Source organism: Effusibacillus lacus (assembly GCF_002335525.1).
Taxonomy (GTDB): domain Bacteria; phylum Bacillota; class Bacilli; order Tumebacillales; family Effusibacillaceae; genus Effusibacillus; species Effusibacillus lacus.
The window spans coordinates 1-22895 of record NZ_BDUF01000084.1; the positions used below are offsets into that span (position 1 = coordinate 1).

At 52.3% G+C, this 22895-nt stretch carries 22 protein-coding genes and 1 riboswitch; of the genes, 10 read left to right on the forward strand and 12 right to left on the reverse strand.

The features are described 5' to 3' along the window. Positions 1-228: 228 nt before the first annotated feature. Both EFBL_RS14465 and ilvA read right to left on the reverse strand, forming a co-directional pair. Entirely contained in the window at positions 229-2391 is a 2163-nt protein-coding gene (locus tag EFBL_RS14465; RefSeq protein ID WP_096182800.1) for a cell division FtsA domain-containing protein, read from the reverse strand. A gap of 104 nt (positions 2392-2495) precedes the next feature. Further along, the gene (gene ilvA, locus EFBL_RS14470; protein ID WP_096182801.1) at positions 2496-3701 is read right to left on the reverse strand and encodes a threonine ammonia-lyase; all 1206 of its coding nucleotides are present in this window, start codon (positions 3699-3701) and stop codon (positions 2496-2498) included. A 128-nt stretch (positions 3702-3829) separates the two neighbouring features. On the opposite strand from ilvA, the gene hisC reads away from it, so the two are divergent. The 4 genes from hisC (at position 3830) to EFBL_RS14490 (ending at position 7010) form a co-directional block, all read left to right on the forward strand. Next, positions 3830-4951 (forward strand): histidinol-phosphate transaminase, encoded by a 1122-nt coding sequence (gene hisC, locus EFBL_RS14475; RefSeq protein WP_096182802.1) that lies wholly within the window; start codon positions 3830-3832, stop codon positions 4949-4951. Positions 4952-5029: 78 nt separating this feature from the next. Beyond that, complete coding sequence (locus EFBL_RS14480; RefSeq protein ID WP_096182803.1) at positions 5030-6124, forward strand: bifunctional 3-deoxy-7-phosphoheptulonate synthase/chorismate mutase; 1095 nt, start codon at positions 5030-5032, stop codon at positions 6122-6124. Positions 6125-6129: 5 nt separating this feature from the next. Further along, positions 6130-6504: a hypothetical protein gene (locus EFBL_RS14485; protein ID WP_096182804.1), complete on the forward strand. Its 375-nt coding sequence runs from the start codon at positions 6130-6132 to the stop codon at positions 6502-6504. Positions 6505-6545: 41 nt separating this feature from the next. Next, positions 6546-7010, forward strand: a complete 465-nt coding sequence (locus EFBL_RS14490; protein ID WP_501161718.1) for a DUF4871 domain-containing protein — start codon at positions 6546-6548, stop codon at positions 7008-7010. 337 nt (positions 7011-7347) lie between these two features. Here the strand turns inward: EFBL_RS14490 and EFBL_RS14495 are convergent, their stop codons facing one another. From EFBL_RS14495 to EFBL_RS14535, 9 genes are all read right to left on the reverse strand, one after another. After that, positions 7348-7968 (reverse strand): cell wall hydrolase, encoded by a 621-nt coding sequence (locus tag EFBL_RS14495; protein WP_096182806.1) that lies wholly within the window; start codon positions 7966-7968, stop codon positions 7348-7350. A 238-nt stretch (positions 7969-8206) separates the two neighbouring features. Then, complete coding sequence (locus EFBL_RS14500) at positions 8207-8686, reverse strand: DUF1269 domain-containing protein (protein WP_096182807.1); 480 nt, start codon at positions 8684-8686, stop codon at positions 8207-8209. 11 nt (positions 8687-8697) lie between these two features. Further along, positions 8698-9153 (reverse strand): c-type cytochrome, encoded by a 456-nt coding sequence (locus EFBL_RS14505; protein WP_216640728.1) that lies wholly within the window; start codon positions 9151-9153, stop codon positions 8698-8700. Positions 9154-9155: 2 nt separating this feature from the next. Next, positions 9156-9308, reverse strand: coding sequence for a cbb3-type cytochrome oxidase assembly protein CcoS (gene ccoS / locus EFBL_RS14510; protein WP_096182809.1), 153 nt, complete (start codon positions 9306-9308; stop codon positions 9156-9158). 9 nt (positions 9309-9317) lie between these two features. Then, positions 9318-9839: a cbb3-type cytochrome c oxidase subunit II gene (locus EFBL_RS14515; RefSeq protein WP_096182810.1), complete on the reverse strand. Its 522-nt coding sequence runs from the start codon at positions 9837-9839 to the stop codon at positions 9318-9320. Between the two features lie 36 nt (positions 9840-9875). After that, positions 9876-11270 carry a cbb3-type cytochrome c oxidase subunit I gene (locus EFBL_RS14520; protein WP_165912723.1) on the reverse strand — a complete coding sequence of 465 codons (1395 nt, stop codon included), beginning with the start codon at positions 11268-11270 and terminating at the stop codon, positions 9876-9878. A gap of 432 nt (positions 11271-11702) precedes the next feature. Further along, complete coding sequence (locus EFBL_RS14525; RefSeq protein WP_096182812.1) at positions 11703-12860, reverse strand: acetoin utilization protein AcuC; 1158 nt, start codon at positions 12858-12860, stop codon at positions 11703-11705. A 9-nt stretch (positions 12861-12869) separates the two neighbouring features. Continuing rightward, entirely contained in the window at positions 12870-13502 is a 633-nt protein-coding gene (locus EFBL_RS14530; protein ID WP_096182813.1) for an acetoin utilization AcuB family protein, read from the reverse strand. 11 nt (positions 13503-13513) lie between these two features. Beyond that, complete coding sequence (locus EFBL_RS14535) at positions 13514-14146, reverse strand: GNAT family N-acetyltransferase (RefSeq protein ID WP_096182856.1); 633 nt, start codon at positions 14144-14146, stop codon at positions 13514-13516. Between the two features lie 215 nt (positions 14147-14361). Here EFBL_RS14535 and acsA point away from each other — a divergent pair, with 215 nt between their 5' ends. Beyond that, positions 14362-16086, forward strand: coding sequence for an acetate--CoA ligase (gene acsA, locus EFBL_RS14540; protein ID WP_096182814.1), 1725 nt, complete (start codon positions 14362-14364; stop codon positions 16084-16086). 436 nt (positions 16087-16522) lie between these two features. Here the strand turns inward: acsA and EFBL_RS14550 are convergent, their stop codons facing one another. After that, positions 16523-16795 carry a hypothetical protein gene (locus tag EFBL_RS14550; protein ID WP_096182816.1) on the reverse strand — a complete coding sequence of 91 codons (273 nt, stop codon included), beginning with the start codon at positions 16793-16795 and terminating at the stop codon, positions 16523-16525. 150 nt (positions 16796-16945) lie between these two features. Here EFBL_RS14550 and EFBL_RS14555 point away from each other — a divergent pair, with 150 nt between their 5' ends. From EFBL_RS14555 to EFBL_RS14575, 5 genes are all read left to right on the forward strand, one after another. Then, positions 16946-18439 carry a spore germination protein gene (locus tag EFBL_RS14555; RefSeq protein WP_096182817.1) on the forward strand — a complete coding sequence of 498 codons (1494 nt, stop codon included), beginning with the start codon at positions 16946-16948 and terminating at the stop codon, positions 18437-18439. Between the two features lie 58 nt (positions 18440-18497). Further along, a complete protein-coding gene (locus EFBL_RS14560; RefSeq protein WP_096182818.1) occupies positions 18498-19739 on the forward strand; it encodes an aspartate aminotransferase family protein in 1242 nt (413 codons plus the stop codon). After that, a complete protein-coding gene (locus EFBL_RS14565; protein ID WP_096182819.1) occupies positions 19726-20169 on the forward strand; it encodes a type II toxin-antitoxin system RatA family toxin in 444 nt (147 codons plus the stop codon). The genes EFBL_RS14560 and EFBL_RS14565 overlap by 14 nt, the downstream gene beginning before the upstream one ends. 40 nt (positions 20170-20209) lie before the next feature. Further along, positions 20210-21316, forward strand: coding sequence for a shikimate dehydrogenase (locus EFBL_RS14570; RefSeq protein WP_096182820.1), 1107 nt, complete (start codon positions 20210-20212; stop codon positions 21314-21316). A gap of 395 nt (positions 21317-21711) precedes the next feature. Next, positions 21712-21868, forward strand: a riboswitch (SAM riboswitch). 108 nt (positions 21869-21976) lie between these two features. Beyond that, complete coding sequence (locus EFBL_RS14575) at positions 21977-22873, forward strand: methylenetetrahydrofolate reductase (RefSeq protein WP_096182821.1); 897 nt, start codon at positions 21977-21979, stop codon at positions 22871-22873. Positions 22874-22895 lie beyond the last annotated feature (22 nt).

The following is a 22895-nucleotide window of genomic DNA, read 5'->3' on the forward strand; positions in this document are numbered from 1 at the left end:
GGCAGTGATTGTGTTCGCATTCGAGACCCAGCATACAGGAGGCGCTTTTCTTTTTGCAAACTGCGTTTTAATTCATTACAGGAATAGCTCCTTTAAAAAAACTCATTTTTCTAAAATACCAAAAAACCGAGCGAGGATTGAATTCACCCCATTACCAATATAAATCGCGATACCACTGCCGCCACGAACATACTGAAACTGGCTTTACAACAGGTGTTGTAAGACAGATCAACCCACTTCCGAAGAATCTCTCAATTCCCACTCGATCACGATTACATCCCCGTCTCTCAGGGGGGTGGAGAAGTCCGCTTTCTCGCCATTATGTTCCATTCGCAGATTGATGGCATTGGACGGACGTTCCCGGTCAATGTGTACATAGTTGAAGATCTGTGAGAACACGGGCATCCAGGGTTCTCGCTTGACTGTTATCGAAGCGAATTCGGGTACAGGGGAATCGACAGCAACAGGCTCCCCGTTGAGTTCCAGTGCCGGAACCGGCCCGAACAACTGAACCCGGTTGCCGTTTACCATCACCTGCAAGCTGTGCCGCTCCCATTCCTCTTCCTTCAGGAAATCGCGAACAGTTGGGGCCATGCGATCTTCCGTCACAACGTCAATCCGATCCCCGGACTTGATAGCGGCATGCAGGGGAACGGGGTTGCCGTTTACCAGTACCTTGGCTCCTTCCTGTCTGATGGAGCGGGCTTCGCCGTTCACTGTTGCCATGACAGTGTGATCACGGAAGATCTCCGGCGTATAACCCATTGCAGGCAATATGTCAATCAGGGCTTCCGGGATATGCATTGTGATTTGAGCACGATCCACAAGCGGGGTGGCGAGAGAAGCGAGTTCCCCGTTCATTCGAATGACAGGGTGGACATATCGCTCCTGACCGTTTACGAATATGGAGAAAGGTTTGCAGTCGGGAAGAACATCCGCCACAGTGCCTTGTGCATCCTCACCCGGTTGTCCCTCTATGATTTCGATTTCATCCCCATGTTGAATTACATCGCCCAAATGGGCAGGCTGTTTATTGAGGAGAAGAGTGGCTGGAGTTCCCATTGTTCCTTTCAAGGTCTTGACCAGTCCGTGCACTTCAACAGTCAAGGCCATGCCGGGCCTTCCATGCAGCTTGCGAATGTCGATGTCCGCGGCAAGCAAAGCATCTCCGATGGTGACCTGCCTGAACTCGAACAATCGGATGGCCTGTCCGTTCACCCTAATGGACACGGACGAAACAGGCGTGTGGATGGCAGCCAAAGCGATGCCAATAGGTGTGACCGCATCGGGTCCTGACAATTGCTCATGTTGGGCCTGCAGTTTTCCGATGGCGTCGGCTCCCCGAATGACAACCCTTTCTTTCGGCAGTCCGAGTATATCGGCAAGACGTTCCGGCAGAAGCGGAGTCTGGGAACCGCCCCCCACCAACATGACCGCTTGTGGGCACTTGCCGTTCAACGACAGGATCTCTTCGGCAATCCGTTTGGCCAGGTCGGTTACTTCCGGGTTGATGGTTGCCAGTACGTCTCGTGAAGGGAGCTCGTGGGTAATACCCAGCACATCGGCAAAGGAAATGGTCTCATTGCTTAGCAATCCCCGCTTAACCATTTCCGCCACCGGAAAATCCAGAAGATATTTATGTGACAGAGCTTCTGTAATTTCATCGCCTGCCACCGGCACCATTCCGTAGGCAGTGACCGTACCTTCCGAAGTAATGGCGATGTCGGACGTTCCCGCGCCAATATCCACCAGCACCAGGTTTAATTTTCGCATCGACGGGGGAATCAGTGCGTTGATGGCAGCGATCGGTTCCAGCGTCAGGGCAGCCATTTCGAGATCTGCCCGCTGCAGGGCAAACTGCAGGGAATCAATGACAATCCTCGGAAGAAATGTGGCAATAATCTCGACGCTTGCCACAAGACCCAACTGGTCGATCAGGGAGCCGATGGGGGAGTCGTCGAGCATATAATGCATCACTGTATAACCGACACAATGGTATCTGGCGGCATCGGGCATTGTCGATTGCAGTTCCCGCTCCGCCTTCTGCACGGCTGACAACTCCAACGCCAGTACGTCATCCTGACTTAGCCGTTCCCCGTTTGTCTCCCTTTCGACTCTTGAACGGACTGTTTTCAGAGCGCGTCCGGCAGCAGCAACTGCTACCCTGTGGAGCGGTCCGACGGATTGTTCCAGTTTGTCTTTTATCTTTGAAATAAGAGCCGCCACCTGTACCACATCGTGAATCTGCCCGTCCAGCATGGCGCGGTTTGCATGTTCCATCTGTTCCGCAGCCACGATCTCAAGGCCGTTGTCACCGTAACGTGCCACAAGCCCAACCACAGAACGGGTTCCAATATCCAGCGCAAATATCAGGTCTTCACTGCCCGCCATTCTGCTTTCTCCTCCCCAGTCTTGGGTGCCGGCAGACACTGTCTTGCCGGGTTTCCCGCAAGCATCCGGTGTTTACAAATCCGCAAGTCTTGTCCTTTGAAGGATCATCTGATGGTGTAGGTGAATCCCGCGTCACTCAGTCTATTAAGTATTCGTTCGATATGTTTGCGATCCCTTGTTTCCAGATTGACTTCCACTTCGGCCTGGCCGAGTATGATTCGCTCACCCATACGGTGGTGGTGGATCGAGATAACGTTGGATTTTTCCTCGGCAAAAATTTTGGCCATTGTCAGCAGCACACCCGGGCGGTCAGGAACGGTGGTCACAAGCCGCAGGTAACGCCCCGCTTCGACCAAACCGCGTTCGATAATCTTGGAAAGCAGGTTTACATCCACATTGCCCCCGGACAGGATGATTGCCACTTTCTTACCTCTAATTGAAACCTGTCTGTCGAGAAAGGCGGCCAATCCTACTGCGCCCGACCCTTCGACGACAAGTTTGCTTCTTTCCATTAATAAGAGCATGGCTTTCGTGATCTTATCGTCATCCACCATGATCACATCGTCCACATACTGCCGGACCAGATCAAATGTCAATTCACCCGGTCGTTTGACCAGGATCCCGTCCGCAATCGTCTCCGCGTAATCCAAAGTTTGCACCTGTCCCGCTCTCAGGGACGCGAACATGCTGGCTGCACCGGATGCCTCCACGCCAATGAGATGAATGTCAGGCTTGAGAAGTTTGGCCGCCAATGCAACGCCTGCGGCAAGCCCGCCACCTCCGATGGGGGTGACAATCACATCGACATCCGGCAGTTGTTCCAGCATTTCCAGAGCAATCGTCCCTTGGCCCGCTACAACAGCAGGGTCGTCAAAGGCATGGACAAAGGTCATCCCGTTGGCTTCCTGCAGCTGCTGTGCGTACTGGTAAGCCGCATCATAGTTGGCCCCATGCAGTACAATCTTCGCCCCGTAGCTGGCCGTGGCTTCCACTTTGGTAAGCGGGGCTCCCTCCGGCATGACGATCGTGCAGGGAATTCCATAGCTATTGGCTGCATAGGCAACACCCTGGGCATGGTTCCCGGCGGACGCCGCAATCACTCCACGCTGGCGCTCTTCCGGTGTGAGAGTGGCAATTTTATTGTAGGCTCCACGGATCTTGAAGGAGCCGGTTTTTTGGAGATTCTCCAATTTCAGGTAAATGTCGTTGTCCGTCATGCGGCTGAACGTGGTGGAATATTCAAGGGGAGTCCTGTGAATGACGCTGTCCAGCGCTTTTGCGGCTGATGCAAAATCTCTGATTTGAAGCATGAAACCCTCCTGTATGTAGCCAATGGGTGACAGCCTGTTTTACAAAAAGGCGATTGTCTGAAAACCCGGATTTGTGATACGATACGTTCAATATACCAAAAACTATCGGAGATCGGGAGTGTGGGATAATGTCTAATTCTATCGTGAAACACGTACGTGCTTCCTTGCATGATCTGAAGCCGTATATTCCCGGAAAACCGATTGCCGATGTGCAAAGAGAGCTTGGACTTGACGATGTTATCAAGCTGGCGTCCAACGAGAATCCCGTCGGTCCTTCCCCGAAGGCACAAGCGGCAATTCAGGCAGCCTTGACAGATCTGCATCGTTATCCGGATGGGGGCCAGGTGGTGCTTAAGAGTGAACTGGCCAAGCACCTCGGTGTATCGGAGGACATGTTTCTGATCGGAAACGGGTCTGATGAAGTGATTTCCTTCTTGTGCGCCACATTTGTGGAACCGGGAGAAGAGATCGTCGTGCCAAGCCCTTCCTTCTCCGAGTACAAGTTTGCCTCCACGGTGATGGCGGGCAAGACGGTGGAAGTGCCGCTGCGGGAAGGATTTGAGTACAACCTGGATGATTTCGCGGAAGCGATCACTGAACATACGCGCATTGTGTTTCTGTGCTCACCCAACAATCCAACCGGAACCTATATCCGTCACTCCGACCTGGAAAAGTTTCTCGAGAAAATCCCTTCCGATATTCTGGTTGTGATTGACGAGGCTTATAACGAGTATGTGGAAGCACCTGATTATGCCCAGGGTCTTGAGTTCTTGAAACAAGGTTACAATGTGGCAGTGATGCGCACTTTCTCCAAACTCTATGCTTTGGCCTCCCTGCGCGTGGGCTACACCATCGCGAAGTCCGAGATTGTAAGCTTTGTAAACCGTGTGCGAGAACCATTCAACGTCAACCATCTGGCGCAGGTGGCCGCAATCGCGGCACTTCATGATGAAGAACATATCGCTTTGAGCCGACGGGTCAATTCCGAAGGCAAACAGGCACTCTATAAAGGATTTTCTAGTTTGGGATTGCGTTACATCCCGACGGAAACCAACTTTATTCTGGTTGATACCGGAGTCAATTCGAAAGAATTGTTTCAATCCCTTTTGAAAAAAGGGGTCATCATCCGGGACGGCGGCTTCTTCGGACTTCCGACCTGGATCCGTGTATCCATCGGACTGCCGGAAGAAAACGAACGCTTCCTGGCAGCGCTTAAAGAATCAGTAAGCGAGTTGTCTGCAAAAGTCTAAGAGACTATTGCAAATCAGTTCAGTCGAGATGAGACGGCAGGTTCCTACTGTAACGAACCATAGAGGAGGAGAAACCGGATGACAAGAGAAAGATTGGAAGAAATTCGTGCCCAGCTGGATGAGATCAATCTTGAGATTCTTGAACTGTTGTCCCGCCGGGCGGAGCTTGTTCAGGAAATCGGGGATCTGAAAAAGCGGAAAGGAACCGAACGGTTTGACCCGATTCGGGAGAAAGAAATGCTCGACAGACTGGTGGCTGCCAACCCTGGACCGTTCGATGACAGTACTGTACGCCACCTGTTCAAGCAAATTTTCCAGGCTTCTCTCGGCTTAATGGAAGAGGAGAAGAAAGAATTGCTCGTATCCCGCAAGAAGCGGACAGAAGATACGGTTATCGAGGTCAATGGAGTAAGAATTGGCGGGGGACAGCCGGTCATCATTGCAGGGCCCTGTTCGGTGGAGACGCCGGAGCAGATGGATGCGGTGGGGGCAGGTCTGCAGCAGCATGGCATCCTGCTTCTTCGCGGAGGTGCCTACAAACCCCGCACATCTCCCTATGACTTCCAGGGGCTTGGCAAAAAAGGCCTTGAACTGATTCGGAAAACTGCCGACAAATACGGCATGGCCGTGGTCTCCGAGATTGTGTCGCCTTCGGATATTGAAATGTCTCTGGAGTATGTGGATGTGATTCAGATCGGTGCCCGGAACATGCAGAACTTTGAGCTGCTGAAAGAGGCGGGAAATGTCCGTAAGCCTGTCTTGTTGAAGCGCGGCATGTCCGCAACCATCGAAGAGCTGCTGTTTGCGGCAGAGTACATTGTATCCCGTGGGAATACCGAGGTTATTCTGTGCGAACGCGGAATACGCACCTATGAGAAAGCGACCCGCAACACCCTTGACATTTCGGCGGTACCCATCCTGAAACAGGAAAGCCACTTGCCTGTCATTGTGGACATTACCCACTCCACAGGGCGCAAGGATATCCTGCTGCCGATCGCCAAAGCGGCTTTGGCGGTGGGCGCTGACGGATTGATTGTGGAAGTTCATCCGGAACCGAGTGTGGCCCTGTCCGATGCGAAGCAGCAGTTGAATCTTCCGCAATTTGCCCAATGGATGGAAGGTCTCAAGGCAAGCGGATACCTGCCCAAGCAGGAACCGGTCCCTGTCAAGTAACAGACATGAGATGGCATCACTGGCTGCTTGCTGTTACGGCAATTGGCATACTTGCGGCACAGCAATTGATTGCGGTCCTGGTCGATCAGGCAGGACGCTATATCCTGTACCATTACACGCTGGAAATCGCCTACTTCTTTGTACTGATGGCGCTGGGGATTTCCATCGGCAGCCTCGTGCAGAAGCGGATGCTGGTTCGCCAGGATCGGGAAGAGTTTCTTAAAAACAGGAAGATGTATTACCTTCTGGCATTCCTGTTCGCAATTGCCGGAGGCATGTACTTGATTGCCGCATGGATTCCCGGGTGGATCGGCAAACATATTATCTTTTTCGGCGGATATTATTACGGATTGGCGGCACGAAAAGTACCTTTAGAATAAACTGTTAGTAAGCATTTCTACAGATAATTAAGGCTTTTACATTGTGCAGATCACGATGTAAAAGCCTTTTTTATCTTGGACTTAGAGTTGTTACTTCGTGGCAAGTAAGTCCTGCGCTTACGATTTCCAAACGGGTCCTGATGGAAAAGATGTACCTTAAGGTTTGCGGGGGGAAAACGGCAAGGCGGCTATTGTTGACGCTCCAGTTATTGCAGGGGCAACAGAATAAACAATTATTTCATTTTTGGGGAGGGACACCTGAAAAAACGGAACAATTATTCACAAAACAGGTGAAAGTGATAGGGACAAGCAAAGGGAACGGGAAAACCGTTACAGCTTTTGAAAGTTCGATTAGTGTCCCGAACGAAGAAATAGTAAAGCCTCCGCATCATTATGCGGAATCTGTAGGATATTTGATTTTACCTTCAAAAGGAATTTGGAAATTGGATGTTTACATTGAAGATAAATTGTTTGGCAGCATTATAGTTGATGTCCAAGAGAAATAATTATTCATTACGGGAATCGATTGTTGCTTTTTACGGATAAGACTGATTGTCAGTCCAATAATTGCATTTTTATCGGATCCTTGGTTATAGGACTAATTTCCAGTCCTATTCCGGTTATTCACATGGTCCGCAAACAAACAATCCGATTTAGGACTGATAAACAGTTCTATTTTCAAGGGTCATACAAGGCCAGGGGAATAGGCCTGAAAATTAGGCCTATTTATGGATAGTCCTAGTTATGACCACGGGTAAAAGTCTGGTGCTACAGGGGATTATCAGAAAAAAGACTGCTGAGAAGTTTCTCAACAGTCTGGGGTGGAACCTTCCGGTCCACCTTTCATTTGGCGGCAAAAACATGGTTGTCGATCCGTTTTATCACGCGGAGTTTACGAATCCATTGGTCGGTTGCGATCGTCGGATTGTAGAAATAGAGTGCGCCCGGTACCGGATTTTCTCCTTGCAGTGCCCGTTTTGCCGCCTCAACGGCGGACGGAACAGGTTCATTGTAGATGGACCCGTTTCGAGCCGGATCAAACTGTCCGTCCGAAAAAATGATGCCTTTGATGGTTTTTGGAAAGCCCGGATGCTTCAGCCGGTTCATGATAACCGCGCCGACTGCGATCTGGCCTTCCAGACTCTCTCCCCTGGCTTCCGAAGAAATAACCCTGGCCATCCAGTACAAATCTTCCTCCGAATAGGGAAGCTTTGGCTGGCTGGCATTCTGTTTCAAAGGTTGTCCGCTTCGGGAAGCCAACACTCCCGCAGAATGCATTTCCTGTTCTTTATGGTCTCCCTCAGACGGGGAGGTTTCTTGCTGCACAGATTCCGTTTCTGCACTGGCTGCTACTACATTGGCAGTAGCTGTCTCTTTCCACGGGAGAGACATAATGACGCCGCCGGCGATCAAGGCGATCGCCACTGTCGCGACGAGCGTCATTGCAGCAGTGTGTTTCCTCATTGAATTCCCCTTTCATGCATCTTCCAGCAAACCTGCGCCGGAACATGTGATTTTCTTCGCTTCCCCCCCCCAGAAAGCGAAAAAATCATAATCTTCCGCGTGATGCAGTGTCTGAGGCGGGCGGATACCCCAAGACACTTTTTACAAGATATCCTAAAAAAAACCCCTTGTCAAATTGACAGGGGAAAAAGTTAAATTTCACGCATAAGATTAAGCTTTTAAACATGTAAGGGGTACTTTATAATGAATCCGGAACCGCGATGTGATCGGCTCCAAACTCATTCAATATTTTTTTTACTTCTTCCATTTCGAAATTCTCCACTTCGGCAGATACAAGGGTTTTTCCCGATTCCACATCATCCGTAAGCGTTCTGGCAGATGTGGGGTTGATTCCAATGTCAATCAGTCCTCCCAGGACCCCGCCGGACATACCTCCATACAGCACCCCGAACAAGGGGCCCCAGCCTGCCATTAAGGGTGTTCCCCCAGGCAAGGCAGCAGACCCTGCCACAAAGGCCAAGCCGATGGCTCCCCCTACTGCCGCACCGAGTAATCCGCCGTCAATTGGAAGATCCGTTTTGGGCGGTGCGTCCTGTTCGGGAATATCCTCCTTGCGGGTGATCATCGATATGCGATCACGGGGAATGTGCCGGGTTAACGTCTCAATCACCCGTTCGGCGGTTTCCCTCTTTTCAAACGATCCGATCACGTGTTTCAAAGGCGGTCACCTCACTTTAATGTTATCAGATAGAGTCTTACAGCCTTGATCTGATCCTCGCTCAGGTTTAGAGAGGGAAGGGCGGGCATGCCCCGCTGCGGACGGCCATTATGCAGGACATTGTTCAATTCCTCGTCGCCGAGACGCTCGTAAACTCCTGCCAATCCTGGTCCCACCAGCCTCTGATTGGTGATGGCATGGCATCCTGCGCAGCTGGCATTAAAGATCTCTTTGCCGGCTTCCGCCGTTACTTCTATGGGACCGACAGCATCCGTCCTGTCATTGACTGTTGTCGCGGTAATTCCGTAATACACCGCCCAACCGGCTAAAATGATATAGGTGGCTTTCAGGAATTTCGGAACTTTGGCATGGCCCATCTTGATGCCGGAAACCGTTTCGTATCCAAGGTCGTCATGAGGCTCAATATGTTCACGGTCTTTCGGGGTACGGTTTTGTTCCTGCACCATCATTACCCCTCCTGATTCTCATCTTGCAGCATACGGTATTTGGCGCTTTCGACATCGTCAAACTGACCTGCCCGTTTGGCCCAGTAATAGAGAAGAGCGCTGCTGCCGGTCAATGAGAACATTACTGCCAGCAATAACCAAGCCTGAAGCGTCATAAAATCCTCCTATCTGCCTGCCGCCGCACCGGCACTTGTTTTCGGGGCGGGCTTTAAACTCATCAAATAGGCGACAAGATCCCTCTTGTCCTGTTCCGACAGGTAATTGTATTTGGGCATGATCGAACCTTTGTAAAATTTTTGAGGATTGTTCAGATGTTCGTATTGCCACTCCGGGCTGTACCGGCTGCCGACCCAGGTCAGGTCAGGGCCTGTTCGCTGCGTCATGATCAAAGGAATTTTATCGTAATAATAATCTCCCGGCACAGAGACGGGTCCCAGCTTGGAGTCTGCCTTGACGGGACGTACCGACTGGCTGTGGCACCAGTGGCAGCCTTCCCGGATGTATACCGCCCGTCCGCGGGCTTCTCCCGAGTTGGCGGGATAATTTTTCAGTTTGGCCGTTTCCGTCGGAGTGTTAATGGCCGAATCAAAGAACGGAAGTACGCAAGTGCCGAGGACACCGATCATAAACAGGGCAAAAGCGCCCAGCATCAACACTCCGATATTTTTTTCCGAATCGTTCGCCATTGCCGATCACCTCTTTTTTAGCTGGTTTGAGTGTTGTCACAGGGCAGGCAACGGGTCTTCCACCGGAATCTGTTTGCCAGCGGTAGCGGTTTTATAAATGTTCCAAGCGAATGTGATGGCTCCAAGGAACATGAATGTGCCGCCAATTGCCCTGGCAATCAGGTATATGTGCAGCGATTCGACGATCCTGACAAAGGCGGCTCCCACCTGATTGCCGTCCATCCATCCGAATCCCTGGAGGACGCCCGCCAACCACATGGCAAAAGCGAAGATCAGGAACCCGACCACGGACAGCCAGTAGTGCCAGTTCATCAGGGCCCGGCTGTAAATCTGACGCCCAATAATCCGCGGCAGAGCATAATAGATGCCCGCAAACGCCACCAGGCCGAACCCGGCAAACAACGGCATGTGGGCATGGCCCACGGTCCAGTAAGTAAAATGCAGAACCGCATTGGGACCCATCAAGGATTGAAAGGGACCCTGGATGCAGGACAGGAAATAGAACAACGCACCGGTCAGCATGAATTTGAGCTCCAGGTTTTCAGCGACCTTATACCATGCTCCCTTCATGGTGCCAATGACATTGGCAAGAACAGTCCAAACCGGAATGATCAACAAGATGCTCGGAATGATGCCTGCTTTCATCAACCAGAGCGGTATGGGGCCGTTGACCAGATGATGGGGCCCGTTCCAGATGTAAAAGGCAATGATCGTCCAGAATCCGATCAGGGACAATTTGTGGCTATAGAGGGGGTTGCCCGTGAGTTTTGGCATCAGGTAATAGATGGTGCCGACCCCAGCCGGAGTAAACCAGATTCCGATGATATTGTGCACCCATGTGTAGGCGATGGACGTTTGGGCAATTCCCGAAACATAGGCCCCTGGAATATTGCCGACGATATAGATACCGGGAAGCCAAACCATAGTGCCGAGAAAATACCAGAGAGTCACATACAAAATCCGCTCTTTCCGGTTGAGGATGGTGCGGATCAGATTATAAGACATTAAAGCGACCAGGATGATGATCGGAATGTCGATGACCAGAGGCATTTCCGAGTATTCGACCGGCACTTGGCGTCCCATGAACAGCATGACCATGCCGACGGCATACACGGCGCTCCAGGCCCAGGCGGTGAAGACGCCCAAACGTTCGCTGTATAAAGAGGTTTTGCACAATACGGGAATAATGTAGAACCACATGGCGAAATAGGCGGGACTCAGAAATCCGAACAAGACGGTATTTGTGTGGAGCGGCCGCAAACGTCCGTACGTGAAATATTCCTGCAGCCAGCGGTTATAGGTCAGAAAATCCGGGTGGATGGATTTGATTGCAACCAGTAACGCCAAAATCATCCCCAGCAGCAACCAAACGATGGAGGTGTAGATGAAGATCTTGGCTGTGGTATAGGGCCGGATTGCGACAGCAGACATTGAGATTCTCCCTTCCAGTTGCATTTGCTTCCTTTTGGGTGTCTGTCAAAGTTTTTCCAGAAGGGGAGAAATTATGTACATTTGCAGGACAAACCAACAGATGATTGATCAAAAACTAGAGCCAGGATCACTCCTGACTCTCATATCCCTTCAGCCGAGGATGATTAGTGGCACTGGGTGCCGTTATCTCCCCATCGGAGAGTGATTATCGGCACTAGGTGCCGTTATTCCAGCAGTGGAGGATGATTAGTGGCACTAGGTGCCGTTATTCCAGCAGTGGAGGATGATTAGTGGCACTAGGTGCCGTTATTCCAGCAGTGGAGGATGATTAGCGGCACTAGGTGCCGTTATTCCAGCAGTGGAGGATGTTTAGCGGCACTGAGTGCCGTTATCCCCCAATCGAGGATGTTTACCGAATCGGCCCAGGTCTTGTTATAGCAGAAAAGGGGTTCCCAACATGGCCCGTCTGACCGTAATCCGGTTCTTTTCCTCAATTTCGGCTCGCCGCGGGATTGCCGGGAACAGGTCGATGGGATCCAGAAACTTGCCCGGCAGCTTCACGGGCGCTTCGGATTGCCATCTGTCCAGCCAGGCCTGTGGCACTTCATCGGGCAGCTTTTGACCTGACAATTCCGCCCACAACATCGTCCAGGCCCGTGGGACCACGCGCCAGATATCGTATCCTCCGCCACCGACAGCCACCCATCTCCCGTCACAAACCTCATGCGCCAGTTCATGAACCAGTTTGGGAATTTCCCGATAAATGCGAGTAGTCGCGGACAGGTGGGTCAGTGGATCGTATTGATGGGCATCACAGCCGTTTTGTGAGATCACCACATCCGGTTTGAATTTGTGAAAAACATGGGGCAGCACCGAATTCAGGCTAGCCAACAAGGAATCGTCTTCTGTGAAAGGTTCCAGCGGAATATTGAGCGAATATCCGTATCCTCTGCCATCTCCGCGTTCTTCAATGTCACCTGTTCCCGGATACAGGTACTTGCCTGTTTCGTGAAAGGAGATGGTCAGAACATCGGGGTCATCGTAGAACATCCACTGGACACCGTCGCCGTGGTGGGCGTCGGTGTCAAGATAAAGGACTCGTGCGTTGTAACGGTCTTTTATGTAAGCGATAGCGGCTCCGATATCATTGTACACGCAGAAGCCGGATGCTTCCTTGCGGCGGGAATGATGCAGGCCGCCCGCCAGGTTCAAGGCATGGTCCACAGTTCCAGACATCACCAGTTCGGCTGCCAGAACCGTTCCCCCGACAATCAGACTGGTGGCTTCGTGCATATTCGGAAAAATCGGTGTATCTTCCGTCCCCAGTCCAAACCCGATGGCGGAGGGATCGGCGTCGACCGCGAGGGTGGAGGCATGCTGAACGGCATGGACAAAATCAGGGTCGTGTACCCGGAACAACTCTTCCAGCGTGGCATGCCGGGGCTGAACAATCTGTTCATCCCGCAGAAAGCGGAGTTCCCTGATCAGATCCACTGTCATCTGCAGGCGCTTGGGATTGAAGGGATGCTCCTCCCCAAATTTGTAATTCAAAAACGATTCACTGTATATGAACGCTACCCGGTTATTCATAGGCAACACCTAACCGAGGGCGGGTGGTTGAACGACCTTGTAACCCGCATTTTCGACATCGCTGATAAAACGGCGTGGATCCATGGTCTTCAGACGCAGCACGATGGTTTTCTGCCCGGGAGTGGGGCTTGGGAATACCATTACGCTAGCCGCGTTCATCTGGCGGGCACGAAGGATATCGGCCACTTCCGCCAGCATGCCGGGACGGTCGGGAACCTGAACCTCCACCCGGGAAGTAGGTGAAGAAACCCCCATCATTTCCACCAGGGTGTGAAGAATGTCCCGTTCGGTGATGATTCCCACCACTTTGCCGCAGGAGACAACCGGCAAGCACCCGATCCTTTTTTGATACAGGATATTGGCGGCGTCTTCCACGAAGTCAAGCGGATGTGCGGTTGTTACGTTGGTTTTCATGATGGATCCGACGGGAGTGTCTTTGAGAACCTCACATTCTTCTTCAATCAGGCAGGACGGCATGGCGTTGCGAAGATCCCTGTCCGAAATGATCCCCACCAATTCCCCGTCCTTCACGACGGGAAGATGCCGGATCCGGTTAACGGTAGTGATGGCCAGTGCCTCCTCGATGGGAGTTTCCGGCGTTACACAGATCACATCCGTTGTCATGGCTTGTTCCACTAACATGTTATCCCTCCCTAAAACAGATACCTGTTTTTGAAACGAATGTCATGAAACCGTTCAATGGATTCCTCGGGCACCCGGCTGCCGATCCGTCCCATTAACATATTGGCCGGGTGGCAGGTAATTTCCGGATCGTCTGTCGCATAGACTTCCATTCCCACAGATCCCATGATCTTCTTCATGACTTCTTTGTACTCCCAGACGGAAAGACCCGTTCCTTTCAGATCCCAATGCCAGTAGTACTCAGTGGAGATCACGATGTAATCGTTCATCGCGTCGTCCATGAAGGATACCTCAAGCAACCCCTTGGCAACACCGCCGTGCCGGAAAGCGGAGATCACTTCAATGGCCCCCAGTTCCAACAGGTTATCCAGATTCGCTTCCGACCAGCGCTCCAACGGATCAGGGTAGACATAGGTAACATAACCTACAACCGTTTGGTTGTGACGGGCGATAATAATTCGGCCCTCCGGCAGCCCGGCTATTTCCACCAATGCGGCGTGCTGCTGGGGGGCGGGGCGAAATGCTTTCAAGCCCTCGTGAAATTCCAACGAAGCGAGTGTTTCCGGACTTACCGGTCCTTCTATGTGAACAACTCCGTTCGGAGTGGATAAAGTCTTTGAGTAATAGGTTTTCTTGTGTATCATGGCTGGCAATGCCATCACCTCCAATGCTAGCTTTATTATACAGTAAGGCTTGAAAACTTGTTGCAACGGAATTTATTGAGATTGTGAAAAATGGGTGAAAAGAAGTTTTGTCCAAAATTTGTCCGCTTTGGATTGTCGAGTAGGAAAGTGCTATGTTAAAATATACGCAGTAATTTTAATTGTCAAACAATAGGTTGGGATAGGAGGCGGAGCAGATGGTAGAAGAAACCAAAGAACTTATTCCGGTTATGACATCCGGGAACAATCTTCAGAACTACGAAGAAGCCTATGCATCGTTCAAGTGGGAAGACGCAGAGAAAGAATTCACCTGGTATACAACCGGTAAAGTCAACATGGCTTATGAAGCGATTGACCGTCATGTAGACGAAGGCCGCGGAGACAAGACCGCACTGCTGTTCAGTGACGCAACCCGTGAAGAATCTTATACATTTGCCCAAATGAAAGCACTTTCAAACAAGTTTGGGAATGTGCTTCGTTCTCTCGGCATCGGGAAGGGAGACCGGGTGTTCATCTTCATGCCAAGGAGCCCTGAACTCTACATGTCCTATGCGGGAGCCGTCAAGATCGGCGCCATCGTAGGGCCGTTGTTTGAAGCGTTCATGGAAGCGGCTGTCAAAGACCGCTTGCAGGATGCGGAAGCGGTTGCGATTGTAACGACCCCCAAGCTGAAAGAACGGATTCCGCTGGCGGAACTCCCGGCCCTGAAGCATGTCATCCTCGTCGGATCTGAGGGTGAATTGGGAGAACGGGAACTGAGCTTCGAGAAACTGATGGCGGAAGCTTCCGATCAGTTGGAGATTGAGTGGGTCGACCGGGAGGATGGTTTGCAGCTTCACTACACATCGGGTTCCACAGGCAAACCGAAAGGGGTGCTGCATGTCCACAATGCCATGATCCAGCATTTGCAGACGGGCAAGTGGGTGCTTGACCTGAAGCAGGATGATGTTTACTGGTGTACGGCAGACCCCGGTTGGGTGACCGGAACGGTGTACGGCATGTGGTCCCCTTGGCTGAACGGGGTGACGACGGTGATCCGCGGCGGCCGTTTTTCACCGGACGACTGGTATCAAACTATTGAGAAATACCGGGTGACCGTTTGGTATTCCGCTCCCACCGCCTTCCGCATGCTGATGGGGGCAGGGGACGATTTGGTCAAGAAGTACGATTTGTCCTCTCTTCGCCATGTTCTGTCGGTGGGTGAACCCCTGAATGCGGAAGTGGTCCGTTGGGGACTGAAGGTTTACGGCAAGCGCATTCATGACAACTGGTGGATGACAGAAACCGGCGGCCAGTTGATCAGCAACTACCCGTCGATGGAGATCAAACCCGGCTCAATGGGCAAACCCTTCCCGGGCATCTACGCAGCTATTGTCGATGATCAAGGGAACGAGCTCCCGCCTTACCGGATGGGGAACTTGGCAATTCGCGCTCCCTGGCCGTCGATGATGCGTCAGATTTGGAAGAATCCGGCCAAATATGAGGAATACTTCCGTTTGAAGCCCTGGTATATTTCAGGTGACTCCGCCTACAAGGACGAAGACGGGTACTTCTGGTTCCAGGGCCGTGTGGACGATGTGATCAACACCTCAGGTGAACGGGTCGGTCCCTTCGAAGTGGAAAGCAAACTGGTGGAACATCCTGCAGTTGCGGAAGCAGGAGTCATCGGCAAACCGGATCCGCTCCGCGGGGAAATCATCAAGGCGTTTATTGCACTTCGGGACGGCTATCAGCCTTCCGAAGAATTGATCAAGGACATCCAGGAATTTGTGAAAAAAGGTCTGGCTGCTCATGCGGCACCTCGTGAAATCGAGTTCCGCGACAAACTGCCGAAGACCCGTTCCGGCAAAATCATGCGCCGCGTGCTGAAAGCGTGGGAACTGGGACTGCCAACAGGCGACCTGTCCACAATGGAAGATTAAATGCTCGTGAAAGAGGCGAACGATGCCCTGAAAAATACTCCTGTACCCCGCTAACGGTACGGGAGTATTTATTTACCCAGAGGACATCCGAAAAATGAAAGTTGGTTATGGAACGTATGACTTCAGCGGCAATTGGACGGCAATCTCCGCAGTGAGGAACGACATAGTGGGCATTATCAAGCATATTACATATATTCTTGGCAGTAACGGGACTTGGAATCATCATGACCGCCAGGAGAGGTTGATGCAAACAAAGCGGCCTTTTTCTGCTTAAAACGGCAGGAGGGATGCTGGAACAGGCTTAGCAAAAGAACTCTCAAGCCATTGCACACCATCTTCAATTGTGCCGAACCGGCTCTTCTTTAAAAACACTTGAGCCGGGTAAAAGTGCTTCCTCCGCCCCCATTCGAAGGAAGCACTTTTGTTGCATGCGGCTTTACAGATCTGGCCGCTCCTGATCGGTAGGAACCTTAAAATCATTCAGGGTCGGGTTCTCATCCTTAAACCTGTTCACCACTTGTTGTCCCGGTTCCCACCCGGTCGACTTGCCGATTTTTTGATCGAGAAAAATCTGCGCCCCGTAAGGCCCTTCCGGAAACTCCTCTATCAGTACGTCCTTCTGCCAGGCTTGCACCAGTTCAAGCTCCTGGCTTCCCTTCATTCGTTTGCTGTTATCCTCCGGTTCTTCCTTCAGCTTGTAAAATCCCACCGCCACAACCTCCCTGGGTATTCATGAATGGTACAAGTTTTTCCTTGCCGGCCTCGGTTCATACCGGTCACGCCAAATCGCATTACGTTTGGAGTTCCTTGTTTCGAGCCATACTGAATGGTTGAGACAGTGACGAAAGGGAGAATCTGCATGCCGACTGAGATCGCAACGGAAGAGAAACGGCAGTACCTTGAGTCCAATCTGGACTCCAACGTGGAATATCTGAACCGTCTGTTGGGGGTAAAGGAAAGCTTTGACATGATTTGCCGGCGCTTGCGGTATGCCGGGAAAGCCTTTGCTTTGTATTTTGTTGACGGCTTTGCGAAAGACGATATTATGAACCGCCTGATGGATCATCTCGCGGATCTCAACCAGGGTGCCCTGTCGGTGCGGGAAATTCAACGACTGCTGCAAACCCACATTGCGTATCTGGAAGTGGAAACGGTCAAGGAGGTTGGGCAGATTGTCGATGCAGTGCTTTCGGGTCCACTGGTGCTCTTGATAGATGGCGAAACGGAAGCAATTGTAATCGATGCCCGCACCTATCCCGCGAGGGGGCCAGCCGAACCTGACACGGAAAGGGTGGTAAGAGGGGCACGGGATGGTTTCACCGAGACGTTTGTTTTCAATACGGCTCTGACCAGGCGACGAATCCGTGACCCGAGGCTTCGTTTTGAATATATCCGCGTGGGCGCCCGGTCCAAGACCGATATGTGTCTGGCCTACATCAAGGATGTGGCCAATCCCGATCTGGTCAACATACTGCGGGAAGAATTAAAAAAGGTTGAGATTGACGGGCTGCCGATGGCGGAAAAGACAGTGGAAGAGCTCGTGTTCAAGCAGAACTGGAACCCTTATCCGATGATCCGCTATACGGAGCGTCCGGATGTAGCCGCCGTTCATCTGCTGGAAGGACATGTGCTTATCTATGTGGACACATCCCCTTCCGTCATCATTACTCCGACTACATTTTTCCACCATGTTCAGCATGCGGAGGAATACCGGCAGAAACCGGTGGTGGGCGCTTATTTGCGCTGGATCCGGCTGCTGGCCATTCTTGGTTCCATTGTCGTGCCGCCGCTTTGGCTGGCGTTTGTCCTGAGCCCGGGCCTTGTACCGGAAGCTTTTGGGTTTGTAATCCCGGAAAATTTGGGGAGGTTTCATCTGTTTTGGCAGCTGCTGATTGCGGAACTTGGCATCGACGTGCTTAGAATGGCGGCCATCCATACTCCGTCACCTGTTGCCACCGCCATGGGACTTGTGGCAGCTGTCATTTTGGGCGAGATTGCAGTGGATGTGGGTTTCTTCATCAAAGAAGTGGTCCTCTACATCGCGATTGCAGCGGTAGGAAATTACGCGACCCCAAGTTATGAGTTTGCTCTTGCCAACCGTCTGGTGCGACTGGGGCTGCTGGTGATTACCTCTGTCTTTAGCCTGTTCGGTTTCGGACTGCTTGGCTTGGTCTCGGGTCTTGTTCTCTGGTTTGTAATGCTGGCGAGGACCCGATCGCTGGAAACCCCTTATCTTTGGCCGCTGCTGCCTTTTAATGGCAAGGCGCTTGTGCATGTTCTCATGCGCACACCCATTCTCTGGAACAAGAAGCGTCCAGAGGTTCTCAATCCGTTGGACCGGACAAGCAGGTAGCGGACTCGCATAAGAATCAACAGATTTCCACATATTGTATTTCAACAGGAGGTGCGTCATGACCAAAAGCGAACAGGTTCTGGCCAAATATGAATCATTCGTCAATCCGGGACTGGCGAGACTGCTTCGGTTCATGGGGCTGACGGGAGTGGAGCGGGAAGCGGAAGGATGCTTTGTAACCGATTGGAACGGCAAACAGATGATTGACTGTGTGGGGGGATACGGGACTTTTGCGTTTGGACACAGGCATCCACGGATTGTCCGGGCAGTGGAGGAGCAGCTGCAGAAGATGCCCCTTTCCAGCAAAATCATGCTGTGTGAACCGATGGCCGATCTGGCGGAACGGTTGGCACGGGTTACGCCGGGAGACCTCACCTACACATTTGTTTGCAATTCAGGTGCGGAAGCGGTGGAGGGAGCCATCAAACTGGCCCGAATTGCCACGGGAAAGCCAAAGATTATCTCCATGATCAATTCGTTCCATGGGAAAACCCTGGGTTCTTTGTCCGCGTCCGGAAAGGAATTGTACCGGCAGCCCTTTGAACCCCTCCTGCAAGGGTTTGTCCATGTTCCTTTCGGTGACTTGGACCGTTTGGAAGCGGCCATTGGCCAGGATGCGGCGGCGGTCCTGCTGGAACCGATCCAGGGAGAAGCGGGGATTATTGTTCCGCCGCAGGGGTACCTGCGCGAAGTGCGGGAACTCTGTGACCGCAAGGGAGTTCTTCTGATTGCGGATGAAGTACAGACGGGCATGGGGCGCACCGGTCATTTTTTTGCATGCGAGTCGGAGGGAGTTGTGCCGGACATCATGTGCCTGGCCAAAGCGCTTGGAGGCGGGGTGATGCCGATTGGGGCCTTTATTGCAAGACCGCATCTGTACGATGCTTATAAAGATGCGCCCCTGCTGCATACATCCACATTTGGCGGAAATCCATTGGCCTGTGCTGCGGCAAACGCTGCTCTTGACGTGTTGGTCGAGGAAAGACTGCATGAGGAGGCGGCGGCTAAAGGAGTGTCCTTCATGTCCAGGCTGCACATGCTCGCGGAACAGTATCCGGGGACTGTGGCGGAAGTTCGTGGACGCGGGTTGATGATCGGCATTGAGTTTAGCAGTGAGGAGATTGGAGGACTGGTCATGGCCGATCTGATTGAAAATGGGGTTTTGACCGCATTCGCACTAAACAATCTGCGTGTCACTCGTCTGGAACCACCGCTGACCATTTCCAGTCAGGAGTTGGATCTGGTGGTGGATGCACTGGACAAAGCATTGGAAGGAGGGGCCGCCTGTGCCGTCAGTTGAGATTCGGGAAACGATTCGGGGAAGGCCGGAAGAAGTGTATGAACTGATCAGGGATATGGAATCGTATCCACGCTTTATGCCTTCATTGAATGAAGTGAAGGTTCTGGAACGCGGCGACAACTGGACGATCACCTCTTGGGACACCACCCTGAACGGCATGTCGTTTAAATGGCGGGAAAGGGATGTATTCGATCACGCCGGCAACCGGATCCGGTATGAGCAGGTGGAAGGGGATCTGAAGAAGTTTGAGGGAGAATGGATCGTCGAACAGGAAGGAGAGTATACCCGGGTGACCCTGACGGTGGATTTTGAATTCGGGGTTCCCATGCTGTCGGCGTTATTGAATCCGGTAGCGAAAGTAAAGCTCCGGCAAAACGGGGAATCCATGCTGAAAGCGATTAAACACAAATTTGAAAACGGTGCGGTTTAAAAGAAGTTTGGCACTCAATTGACACCCGGGAGATGACTGTATGGACACATTTGGATTTCTTGTGCATCCGGAAGACACTGCGGATGTTGCCAAAAAGTTTCCTTCGTTGCAAAATTGGTCTCCTGCCGTTCTGGAACGATTGATGAGGTTTGGCCCGCCGATTTTTTGCGGACACTCGGCAGGTATCCGGTCGGACCACAATGAAGTGGAGGGGGTTTTCGTCGCGACCACGTTGACAGCCAGACAGATGTTGGAATTGCCGCTGCAGACGGTTCTGCGCAAGATCATCCGGGCAGGCCGCCGGGCGGAACGGGCAGGTGCGAAAATCCTCGGGCTTGGTGCCTTTACATCGGTGGTGGGAGACGCTGGGATTACCATTGCCAAGAATTTGCGGATTCCCGTTACTACCGGCAACAGCCTGACGGTGGCAACTGCCATCCAGGCCACGCGGCAAGCGGCAGTACTGATGGATATTGAACCGTCGAGAGCCCATTTGGCGGTCATTGGCGCAACCGGATCGATTGGCGCCATCTGCGCGAGGATGCTGGCCCCACATGTGGGGAAACTGACACTGGTTGCCAGGGATGAAGCCAAGTTGGAGCAGTTGGCCTCTTACATCATGAGCGAATCGGGCAAAACGGTGAATGTCTCGACAGATCCACGCCATACCGTACGAAAAGCGGAGCTGGTCGTGACCGTTACAGGCAGCGCCGATACGGTCCTGTATCCGGAGGATCTGCGCCCGGGTTCCGTCGTGTGTGATGTGGCCCGCCCCCGCGACGTGGCCAAGACAGTGGCGTTGCAGCGGCCGGACGTCTTGGTGATTGAAGGCGGCCTGGTAGAGGTGCCGGGAGAGTATGAGTCGAAGTTCCGGTTCGGGCTGCCCAAGGGGGTTGTTTTTGCCTGTATGGCAGAAACGATGATCCTCGCTCTCGAGAAACGATATGAATGCTTTACCCTTGGCCGCAACATTCGTGTGGAGCAGGTGCGGCAAATCGATGAACTGGCAAGAAAACACGGATTCAAACTGGCCGGGTTCCGTTCATTTGGCAAGCAACTGACGCCCGAAATGATTCGCGAGATCCGTAAAGTTTCGGCCCCCACCGGTTCGAAGAAGGGAAAGGCCGTCAAAGCCAAGCGCTCTTAACTCTTTAAAAAAAATAAAATTGGTTTGACATAGTGTATGAAAGAAAGTATATTTATGGAACGGGAGTTTTGCATGGGGTGATTATCAGCCCCTGCAAGCTGTAGGGATTGTACGGAAGGATTGCAATGAGGGATCTGTTGGGGCGAACCTTACACCGCTTGTCGTGGCCAAAGACGGAGTTTGGCCGGGGTACGTCAGGCAACAGGCAGGACGGCAGATGTGGCCGTCACACCCGATGGCGCAGGTGGGGCCGTCGGGACTCTTCTTAAAAAAGCACCCATTTGCCGGGAAGCAGATGGGTGCTTTTTTTCCACTCAAAATTATATTGACATACCACCCCGGTATCCATTACTCTTTCGATAGAGTATTTGTTTCTGACAATTTCAAAAGAACCGCTCTTATCCAGAGTTCGGCTGAGGGACTGGCCCGATGAAGCCGCGGCAACCGGCCTGAGCGACCCGGATTCGATTTACCGCCACGAGAAGCGGAAACTGTCCGGAGTACAGGCACGGTGCCAATTCCGACACAGGGATGGCCTGTGAAAGATGAGAGAGGGTTGGCTGCGTATATAGCGAACCTCTTTCTCACAGAGAAAGAGGTTTTCGTATTTTGCCAGACCCCGGGAGGAGAGGTTCCCAATACCTTCAGAGGAGTGGAACTATGTATCAGATTCACGGATTGAGAGAGAAGCTGAGTCTTGGAAAAAGCGTTGTGACCGTGGAGTTGGAGCCGCCGAAAGGGGCGGATCCGATGCCGACCATGCTGACGGCGAAGCATTTGCGGGGGTATGTCGATGCGGTGAACATCGCCGATTCCCCGATGGCAACGCTGCGGATGAGTCCGATTGCGCTCTCCCACATCGTACAGCAAGACCTGGGATTGGAAGCCATCTTCCATCTGACCTGCCGTGACCGCAATATCCTGGGGCTGCAGTCGGAACTGCTGGGGGCAGCCGCACTTGGTGTCCGCAACATCCTGACCCTCACGGGCGATCAGCCCAGCCGGGGCGATCATCCGGAAGCACGGGGTGTATTTGAAGTGGATGCCATCGGACTTGTGAAGATTGCAAAGCGTTTGAACGAAGGTTCCGACCTGGCGGGCAAAGCATTGAATGCCCCAACTGACTTCTTTATCGGCGGTGCGGCCAATCCTGGAGCGGACGATCAGGAAGTGGAGTTCTCCAAACTCCGGGCAAAGGTGGAAGCCGGCGTCAGATTCGTACAGACCCAGCCCGTGTTCGATGTGGAAACGGCCCTGCGGTACCAGGAACGGGTGGTAAAAGAGGGCCTTCCTGTCTACGTACTCTACGGTATTTTGCCGCTCAAAAGCGCCAAGCAAGCCCGCTTCCTGAATGAGAAAGTTCCCGGTATTACAATCCGCCGGGAAATCATTGATCGGGTTGAGGCGGGTGGCCGTGAAGCAGGCGTTGAAATCGCGCAGGAGCTGTACTATGCTCTGAAGCCCCATGTGGCGGGGGTTCACCTGTATCCCCTCAACAACCTGCAAACGGTTTATGATGTGCTGGAAATCAAAGTAGAGCCTTCCATCGCGCTGTGAACCGGTAACATGTAGAAGTCTA